The 9,295-nt window shown below is 70.2% G+C and carries 8 protein-coding genes; 4 read left to right on the plus strand and 4 right to left on the minus strand.

What is annotated here, in order from left to right; translation table 11 throughout:
• Positions 1-152 precede the first annotated feature (152 nt).
• The 4 genes from D7V97_RS34710 to D7V97_RS34725 are packed head-to-tail and all read left to right on the plus strand — an operon-like array spanning position 153 to position 5,090.
• Positions 153-812 carry a B12-binding domain-containing protein gene (locus D7V97_RS34710; protein WP_233583410.1) on the plus strand — a complete coding sequence of 220 codons (660 nt, stop codon included), beginning with the start codon at positions 153-155 and terminating at the stop codon, positions 810-812.
• Positions 813-818: 6 nt separating this feature from the next.
• Entirely contained in the window at positions 819-1,523 is a 705-nt protein-coding gene (locus tag D7V97_RS34715) for a hypothetical protein (RefSeq protein WP_120614914.1), read from the plus strand.
• Positions 1,523-3,568, plus strand: a complete 2,046-nt coding sequence (locus D7V97_RS34720; protein WP_233583411.1) for a hybrid sensor histidine kinase/response regulator — start codon at positions 1,523-1,525, stop codon at positions 3,566-3,568. Before D7V97_RS34715 ends, D7V97_RS34720 begins: the two co-directional genes overlap by 1 nt.
• Positions 3,561-5,090: a response regulator gene (locus D7V97_RS34725; protein WP_120614916.1), complete on the plus strand. Its 1,530-nt coding sequence runs from the start codon at positions 3,561-3,563 to the stop codon at positions 5,088-5,090. The genes D7V97_RS34720 and D7V97_RS34725 overlap by 8 nt, the downstream gene beginning before the upstream one ends.
• Positions 5,091-5,125: 35 nt before the next feature.
• On the opposite strand, the gene D7V97_RS34730 is transcribed toward D7V97_RS34725, so the two are convergent.
• The 4 genes from D7V97_RS34730 to D7V97_RS34745 form a co-directional block, all read right to left on the minus strand.
• Positions 5,126-5,491 carry a helix-turn-helix transcriptional regulator gene (locus tag D7V97_RS34730; RefSeq protein ID WP_120614917.1) on the minus strand — a complete coding sequence of 122 codons (366 nt, stop codon included), beginning with the start codon at positions 5,489-5,491 and terminating at the stop codon, positions 5,126-5,128.
• Between the two features lie 345 nt (positions 5,492-5,836).
• Positions 5,837-7,237 (minus strand): TolC family protein, encoded by a 1,401-nt coding sequence (locus D7V97_RS34735; protein WP_120614918.1) that lies wholly within the window; start codon positions 7,235-7,237, stop codon positions 5,837-5,839.
• Positions 7,237-8,469 carry an ABC transporter permease gene (locus tag D7V97_RS34740; protein WP_120614919.1) on the minus strand — a complete coding sequence of 411 codons (1,233 nt, stop codon included), beginning with the start codon at positions 8,467-8,469 and terminating at the stop codon, positions 7,237-7,239. The genes D7V97_RS34735 and D7V97_RS34740 overlap by 1 nt, the downstream gene beginning before the upstream one ends.
• Positions 8,466-9,215 carry an ABC transporter ATP-binding protein gene (locus D7V97_RS34745; RefSeq protein ID WP_120614920.1) on the minus strand — a complete coding sequence of 250 codons (750 nt, stop codon included), beginning with the start codon at positions 9,213-9,215 and terminating at the stop codon, positions 8,466-8,468. Before D7V97_RS34745 ends, D7V97_RS34740 begins: the two co-directional genes overlap by 4 nt.
• Positions 9,216-9,295: the final 80 nt, after the last annotated feature.

Raw genomic sequence — 9,295 nt, forward strand, 5'->3', positions numbered from 1 at the left:
CCCGCCCACTTCCCTGGCCCAGCAAGCAGAAAGGCGAGCGCTCGCGCGGACCGCCCGCCAAGTGTCTGGTTCCTGATGCGAGCATTGGACCCTGGGTTTAACGAATGCAGGTTCCCTCCTACCCTGCCCCGTTCTCAGGCCAATCTGACCCCGTGATCCACGCGACCCCTGTCATTTCCACGCTGAGGGAGCGGTACCTGGCGGCGCAGCTCGCTGGGAACCGGCAGGAGGCCCTCAAGCTGTTGGTGGACGAAGGACTGCTCTGCGGCGTGCCGCTGCAGGACGTGCATCTGGAGATCATCCAGGCGGCGCAATACGAAATCGGGCGGCTCTGGCAGGAGAACCGCATCTCCGTGGCCCAGGAGCACATGGCCACCGCCATCTCCCAGTACGTGCTGGCCCACCTGTACCGCCACCTGCCCCGCGACCCGTCCAACGGCAAGGTCGTGATGATGGCGTGCGTGGAGGGCGAACTGCACGAAGTGGGCGCGCGCATGGCCAGCGACTTCCTGGAGATGGCCGGCTTCGACGTGCGCTTCATTGGCGCCAACGTCCCCGCGGATCACCTGGCCCGGCTGGTGCGCGAGTCGCCCCCGGACCTGCTGGCCCTCTCCGTCACCATGCCCTTCCACCTGCCCCAGCTGCGCGACGCCGTGAGCAAGGTGCGCCAGGTCGCACCGAACCTGTCCATCGCCGTGGGCGGGCTCGCGTTCGACTGGGGACCCGTCCTGCACGAAGAGCTGGACGTGTCCTTCTTCGGCAAGAGCGCGCGGGAGCTGGTCTCCTCCGCCTGCCGCACCCTGGGAGTCTGAAAACCCATGCAGCCGGTCAGCCGTGAAGTCGAGGCCCGGACCGCGTCCCTGGCGTCCGCCTCCGTCCAAGCCCTGTACGCCGACCCCTTCTGGGAAGCCCGCTATGGCGCCCAGCGCGCCCGCCGCTTCGGCGACGAGGACGCCGTCTTCCACGTGCGCTACCTCGTCCAGGCGCTCGACGCCAACCGCCCCGCGGTCCTGGAGAACTACGCGCGCTGGCTGCGCACCCTGCTCTTCACGCGCGGCATGTGCACCCTGCATCTGGATCAGCACTTCGAGGGGCTGGCCCACGCCCTCCAGGCGGAAGGCTTCGGCCCGGGCACCCCGCCCCATGCCTACGTCCAATCCGCCCGCGAGGCCCTGCGTCATACGGTGGGCCCCGCCTGGCAGCTGGAGGCGGCCACACCCGCGCTCGTGCAGGAGGTGGTCCGGCGGCTGGGAAGCGGGCTCACGCCTGAAAACCGCCTCCGCCTGGAACAAGAGGTGCGCCTTCACCTGTCCTATCTCTCGGATTCGCTCGCCCTGGACCGCGCCGATTTGTGGGAGGCGCACCTTCACTGGTACGCCGGCTTCTGGCCCCAGCGGGGCCTGGCACCCCTGACGTTTCCCCACCTCCTGGGCGCCCTGCTGGCGGCTTTGGGATCCGAGCATGCGGAGGCGCGGACGTTGCTCGCCCGTGCACCCATTTCATGGGAGGAGCTTCACTCATGATGCAACTGGATGACCGCGCCCCGGGGATCTTCGAATCCCTCAGCCGCGAGCTGGCGCTGTCCTGCGATGCCCACGGAACGGTGGTCTGGCGCGACGAGCGCGCCGCGCGCATCCTGGGCATCAAGCCGGGACAGAGCCTGCGCAGCCTCGCCAGCGCTGGCAGCGAGAGCAAGGTGGAGAAGCTGCTCGTGCAGGCGTGCGACGAGGCGGTGGATGGCTGGGAGCTCATCCTCCTGCACGACCAGAAGCCCACCACCTTCGCCTTCCGCGCCCGGCCGCACGAGGGCGGCGTGGCCCTGGTGGGCAGCCTCGTCCCGGAGGACTACGGCGCCGCGCTGTCGCAGGTGAGCACCACGCTGGGAGAGCTGTCCGCGCTGCACCGCGAGACGGAGCGCCAGCAGTACGAGCTCAAGCGCCGCGCGGAGGAGCTCTCCCGCCTCAACCGGGAGCTGGAGGAGTCCAACAAGGGCGTCAGGAGCCTGCACGCCGCCCTGGACGAGAAGGCGGAGAGCCTCCAGCGCGCGTCGGAGATCAAGAGCCGCGTGGTGGCCAACGTCAGCCACGAGTTCCGCACGCCCCTGCACTCCATCCTCGGGCTGTCCAAGGTGCTGCTCAACCCGCTCAACGGCTCGCTCGCGCCGGAGCAGGAGAAGCAGGTCCAGTTCATCCGCAGCTCCGCCGAGTCCCTCTTCGAGCTGGTCAACGACCTGCTGGATTTGTCCAAGGTGGAGTCGGGCAAGACGCTCTTGCGCCACAGCCGCTTCGTGGTGTCCGACTTCCTGAGCGCGCTGCGCGGCATGACGCGGCCGCTGCTGCCGCCGGACTCCAAGGTGGCCCTCAACTTCGAGGGCCCTGGCGAGCCCCTGGAGATGGAGACGGACGAGGCCAAGCTCAGCCAGGTGGTGCGCAACCTGGTCTCCAACGCGGTGAAGTTCACGGAGGCCGGCTCCGTCACCGTGACGGTGGCCCCGGGCCCGCACGACACGGTGGTGTTCACCGTGACGGACACGGGCATCGGCATCGCGCCGGAGAACCACGAGCGCGTCTTCGAGGAGTTCATCCAGGTGGACAGCCACCTGCAGCGCCGCGTGAAGGGCACCGGCCTGGGCCTGCCGCTGGCGCGCAAGCTGACGGAGCTGCTGGGCGGCACCCTCTCCGTGAAGAGCACGCTGGGCGAGGGCTCCACGTTCCTCGTCACCCTGCCGCGCGTCCACGCGGAGGTCGCGGAGATGACGGGCCTGGCGCAGCGCAGCCAGTCGCTGGACCCCACGCGCGCGCCGGTGCTGGTGCTGGAGGACGACCGCCAGACGCTCTTCCTCTACGAGAAGTACCTGGCGCGCTCCGGCTTCCAGGTGCTGCCCGTCCGCACGGTGGAGGACGCGCGCAAGGTGATGCAGCGCGTGCGTCCGGCCGCCATGGTGCTGGACGTGATGCTGGAGGGCGAGACGAGCTGGAACTTCCTCGCGGAGATGAAGAACGGCGAGCAGACGCGCGACATCCCCATCCTCGTCGTCACCGTCACGGACCGCGAGCAGAAGGCGCGCGCCCTGGGCGCGGACGAGTTCTGGCTCAAGCCGGTGGACGAGGTGCGCCTGCAGAAGAAGCTGTCCGCGCTCGCCCGCACCGGGCCCGTGGAGCGGCTGCTCATCATCGACGACGACGACGTGCACCGCTACCTGCTCAAGCAGCTGCTGAAGGACACGCCCTACCAGCTGATGGAGGCCGCCGGCGGCCGTGAAGGCGTGCGCCTCGCGCGCGAGCGCTCCCCGCACCTCATCTTCCTGGACTTCGTCCTGCCGGACATCACCGCCTTCGACGTGCTGGACGAGCTGAAGGCGGACCCGCGCACGCGCGACATCCCCATCATCCTGCACACGTCCCACCAGCTCCAGGAGTCGGAGCGCCAGCGCCTGTCGCGGGAGACGTCCGCCATCCTCGCCAAGCACACGCTCAGCCGCGAGGTGGCCATCACGCGCATCCGCGACGCGCTGACCAAGGCGGGCCTGGGCACACGGGACCTGAGGGAGGTCAACCCCCGTGGCTGAACAGCGTCTGGCCACCGTCCTCAATGTGAATGACGACGATGCCAACCGGTATCTCGTCAACCGCATCCTGGAGATGTCCGGCTACCACGTGCTGGAGGCCGCCACCGGCATGGCGGCGCTGCTGATGGCGGAGAAGCACCGCCCGGACGTCATCGTCCTGGACGTGAAGCTGCCGGACATCAGCGGCTACGAGGTCTGCGCCCGGCTGCGCTCCAACGCGTCCACGGCCTCCATCGCCGTGATGCACACGTCCGCCACGTTCGTCACGCCGGACAAGAAGGTGCAGGGCCTGGAGGGCGGCGCGGACGCGTACCTCACCCAGCCCTATGAGCCGTCGGAGCTCATCGCCACGGTGCGCTCGCTCTTGCGCCTGCGCCACGCGGAGCAGCAGGCGCGCCTGCGCACGGATCAGCTGATTGAGATGGACCGGCGCAAGGACGAGTTCCTCGCCATGCTGGGCCACGAGCTGCGAAACCCGCTGGCCGCCATCATGACGTCCATCGGCATCCTGGAGCGCAAGGCGTCCGCGGACACGCGGGAAGCGCGCATGCACGGCATCATCCAGCGCCAGACGCACCACCTGGCGCGGCTGGTGGATGACCTGCTGGACGTCAGCCGCATCACCCGCGGCAAGGTGGAGCTGCGCAAGGAGCCGCTGGACCTGGTGGAGAGCTTCCAGCAGGTGCTCTCCATCCTGCGCCCCCGCGTGGAGGCGCGCGGCCTGAAGCTGGAGGTCCGCCTGCCGCGCACGTCCCTGTGGATGGAGGCGGACGCCACGCGGCTGGAGCAGGTCTTCACCAACCTGCTGGACAACGCGGCCAAGTACACGGACCAGGGCACCGTCACGGTGGACCTGTCCCAGGAGGGCGTGGACGGCACCGCGCAGGCGGTGCTCCGCGTGAAGGACACCGGCATCGGCATCCCGCCGGAGAAGCTGCCCGCCGTCTTCGAGCTGTTCGCCCAGGCGGACACGTCCCTGGAGCGCTCCCGCGGAGGCCTGGGCATCGGGCTCACGCTGGTGCGCACGCTGGTGCGGATGCACGGCGGCAGCGTGGAGGCGATGAGCGACGGCTACGGGGCGGGCAGCGAGTTCGTGGTGAAGCTGCCGCTGTTGCCCCCGGAGCGCGTCCCCCAGCTCGCCGGCCACAACGTCCTGGACGCACGGCGGGCGCGGCGCATCCTGCTGGTGGAGGACAACTCGGACGCGCGCCAGTCCATGCGCGACCTGCTGGAGCTGTGGGGCCACCAGGTGGCGGTGGCGCCGGACGGCGTGCAGGGCCTGGCGCTGGCCCTGGAGCACGCACCGGACCTGGCGCTGGTGGACATCGGGCTGCCCGGGGTGGACGGCTACCAGGTGGCGGCCGCGCTGCGCGCCCGGGTGGGGCAGCACGTGCGCCTGGTGGCGCTCACCGGCCATGCGGAACCGGAGGCCTACGAGCGCGCCCTGAAGGCCGGGTTCGACCTGCACCTCACCAAGCCGGTGCGGCCCGCCGACCTGGATCGCGTCCTGTCGAACCTCTAGGGAGAGCGGGAAGCGGGGCGGCCAGCGCGCGCGGCCTACCGCCGCGTCAGCGCATTGGCCACCAGACCCAGCAGCTTCACCTGGGCGGGGTCCAGCTGACGCACGCTGCGCAGCAGCCGGCGCACTTCCGGGCGCTCGGGCGTGGGCGGAGGGGCTTCGCTGGCGCGGGACGCGGGAGCGCCCTGCGACGCCAGGCCCAGCAGCTCATCCGCGGAGACGTGCAGCTCGTGGCACAGCTTCAGCAGGGTCTGGACGCTGGGGAGCATGCCGCCCCGTTCCAGGCGGCCATAGACTTCCGTGGCCACGTCGATCCGCTCGGCCACGTCGGCCTGCGTCAGCTCCATGCGGCCCCGGGCGACCCGTGCGGATGCGCCGATGGTGGTTGCGAGTTTCTTGTCCATGCCTTTGCTTGCCGACCCGAAACGTTCGGTCGACGGCATAGGACGTATAGAGGCAGACAGACAGAACTTGCCGGGTCAGCCTCCCATTGTTCACCCATAGGGTCGCTGCGCGGGAGGTGGACTTTCGGAGTCCGGGCAAGCCCGACACCCGGGCCACTTCTGAGACGGGGCGCCCTCGGAGAATGCCCCGCTTCGGGTCCATCCACACGCTTTTTCGGGCATCTCGGCAGGTGACCCAGCACGTTGGAGCCGCCATTTCCTACGGTGTTCCGGCATCCTGCCGCCACTGCCACCCTTCCGGGTTGGCTCATGTTTCAGAGCCAACCCGGACACGGCCCTGCAGGGCTAGCGCGCGGAGGCCACCGTGCTGAGTTCCACGGTGCCCAGGGCCCGCGCCAGCTCCGCGCGCGAGGTGGCCAGCGCGTACGTCGCCTGCACCTGCTGGGCGGCGGCGTTGGTGAAGGCCACCTGCGCGTCGCTGACCTCGATGATGTTGCCCACGCCAGCGCGGTAGCGCCCCTCCGCCAGCCGCAGCCGCTCGCGCGCGTTCGCCTGCGCCTCGTCCGCGGCGGTGAGCGCCTCGCGGTTGGCCACGACGTTGAGCCGGGCCTGCTCCACCTGGAGCCGCACCTGCTGGCGCAGCGAGTCCTTCTGCGCCTGGAGGTCGCGCAGGTTGGCGTTGGCCTCGCGCGTCTGCGCGTTGACGAGCCCACCCTGGAACAGCGCCCAGTTGAGCGACAGCCCGCCCGACGCGCTCAGCGTCGCGCCGTTGAAGGGGTTCTCCCCCACGTCGGACACGTTGCCCGTGGCGCTGAGGCTGGGCCAGTGGCCGCCCTTCGTCACCTTCACCTGGAGCTCCTGCGCGCGCACCTGCCGCTCGCGCGCGGCGACGTCCGGGCGGGACTCCAGCGCGCGCAGCACCAGCGCGTCCAGCGCCCCGTCCTCCCCGGTGATGGCCGCCACCGACACGTCCTGCACGGTGTAGTCGGTGGACGTCTCCACGCCCATGGTCTGGTTGAGCTGCGCCTTGGCGGTGGCGTAGGCGTTCTGCGCGCGGATGAGCTGCACCTGCGCGTTGGCCCTCGCCGTGCGCTGCTGGAGCAGGTCGATTTCAGGCCGGGTGCCCACCTGCACGGAGGCGTTCACCTGCCCCAGCCGGGCCTCCTCGCTCTGGAGCGTCTCGCGCGCCACCCCCAGCAGCGCCTTCTGCGTGAGGACGTTGAAGTACGCGGTGCGCACGTCGCGCAACACGTCCTGGAGCACCTGCTGCTGCGAGTTCTCCTGCGCGCCCGCGCTCTCCTTCGACGCGTTGTAGCGCCCGGACGTGCGGCCGAAGTCGTAGATGAGCTGGTTGGCGCTGACGCCGCCGCTGAAGCGCCGCGTGGAGTTGGACACCACGCCGGTGGGGCTGCCGGGCACCGCCTGGATGACGTCGCGGTTGCTCGTGCCCACGGTGTAGCTGGCGTTCGCGTTCACCTGCGGCAGGAAGCTGGAGAAGGACTGGTCCACCCGCGCCCGGGCCGCATCCGTGCCGGCCTGCGCCGAGCGCAGCGTGGGCTGGTGCTCGCGCGCCGCGGCCTCCGCTTCCGACAGGGAGATGACGCGCCCCTCGGAGCCCGCCACCGTCAGGGACTGCTGCACCGCGGGAGGCGTGGCCGGAGCAGCCGGAGCCTGGGGCGCCGGAGCCTGGGCGCTGGCGACCACGGGCAGCACCCACAGGGAGAGCGTCAACGGAAGCGCGCGCATCACTCGTACCTCAGGGCATCGATGGGATCCAACAGGCTCGCCTTGCGCGCCGGGTACAGGCCGAAGACGACACCCACCAGACCGCTGAAACCAATGGCCAGCAGGGCCACGTCCGGGCGCACCAGCATGGGCCAGCCGAACTGCGCGGCCAGCAGCTTCGCCACGCCCAGGCCCACCGCCGCGCCAATGATTCCGCCCAGCACCGCCAGCGTCAGCGCCTCGATGAGGAACTGCGCCAGGATGTCGCGCGGACGAGCGCCCACCGCCACGCGCACGCCAATCTCGCGCGTCCGTTCGGTGACGCTCACCAGCATGATGTTCATGATGCCGATGCCGCCCACCACCAGCGACACCGCCGCGATGGCCGCGAGCAGCAGGCTCAGCGTCTCCGTGCTCTGCTGCTGACCGCTGGCCACCTCCGCCAGGTTGCGCACGTCGAAGTCGTCCGGGTCGTTCTCCCCCAGCCGGTGCCGCTCGCGCAGCAGCTGCGTCACGTCCGCCTGCGCCTTCGCCGTCAGGTCCCCGGACGCGGCCTGCACGAACACCGCGCCGGTGATGAAGGTGCCCAGGCTCTGCGCCTGCACCTGCCGGCGGAACGTGGTGGCCGGCACGAACACCGTGTTGTCGAAGTCCTGGCCCACCGGGGACTGGCCCTTGGGCGCCGTCACGCCCACCACGGTGAAGGGCGTCTTGTTGATGCGGATGACCTGGCCCACCGGGTTGAAGCCCTTGCCGTACAGGTTGTCCACCACGGTCTGGCCCATCACGGCCACCTTCGCGCCCGCCTCGTTGTCCGCGTCCGTGAAGCGCGCGCCCTGCGCCATGGTCCAGCTGCGCACGATGAAGTAATCCGTCGTCGTGCCGATGATGCTGGTGTTCCAGTTCTGGTCCTCGGAGAACACCTGCGCGTTGGAGCGCATCTCCGGCGCCGCGCCGCGCACGCTGGGCAGCTGCGTGCGGATGGCCTCCAGGTCGTCCCAGGTGATGGTGGGCTGGCTGCCAAAGCCGCCGCGCGCGCCACCGGAGCGGGACGAGCCCGGCAGGACGATGAGCATGTTGGTGCCCATGGCGTCGAAGACCTTCTGCACGCTGGCCTTCGCGCCGTCGCCAATGGCCACCATGGCGATGACCGCGCCCACGCCGATGATGATGCCCAGCGCGGTGAGCACCGAGCGTGTCTTGGAGCGCAACAGCGCCCGCAGCGCCAGGATGAGCGTCTCCAGCAGGTTCATGTCCCCACCTCTTCTTCCGCCGGGACCACCGCGGGCTGTGGCGACTGCCGCTGGTCCTTCACGATGCGCCCGTCCTTCACCACCACCACCCGCTGCGTGAACTCGGCCACGTCCGGCTCGTGCGTCACCAGCACCAGCGTCAGGCCCTCCTTCTGCAACTGCTGGAACAGCGCCATCACCTCCACCGTGGTGCGCGAGTCCAGGTTGCCCGTGGGTTCGTCCGCGAGGATGACGCGAGGCCGTCCCACCAGCGCGCGCGCGATGGCCACGCGCTGCTGCTGACCGCCGGAGAGCTGCTTCGGGTGGTGATCCAGGCGGGCCGCCAGCCCCACGCGCTCCAGCGCCTCCTTCGCGCGCTGGCGCCGCTCCTTGGAGGGCACGCCCGCGTACAGCATGGGCAGCTCCACATTCTCCAGCGCCGTGGTGCGCGCCAGCAGATTGAAGCTCTGGAAGACGAAGCCCAGGGTGCGGTTGCGCACGCGCGCCAGGCCGTCCCGATCCAACCGGGCCACGTCCCGCCCCTGGAGCAGGTACTCGCCGGAGGTGGGCCGGTCCAGGCAGCCCAGGATGTTCATCAGCGTGGACTTGCCCGAACCGCTGGAGCCCATGATGGAGACGAACTCGCCCGGCTCCACCGTGAAGTCCACGCCGCGCAGGGCGCGCACCTCCACGTCGCCCGTCTTGTACACCTTGCTCACGCCCCGGAGCTGCACGACCGGTGGCGCCTTCGCTGTCTGAGCGTCCATGTGCCTCTCCTCCTTCCCCTGTGCTGGCTGCAAGTGATCAGAACCCGCCGCGCCGCATGCCACCGCCACCACCACCCGGC

Source organism: Corallococcus sp. CA053C (genome assembly GCF_003611675.1).
Taxonomy (GTDB): Bacteria; Myxococcota; Myxococcia; order Myxococcales; family Myxococcaceae; genus Corallococcus.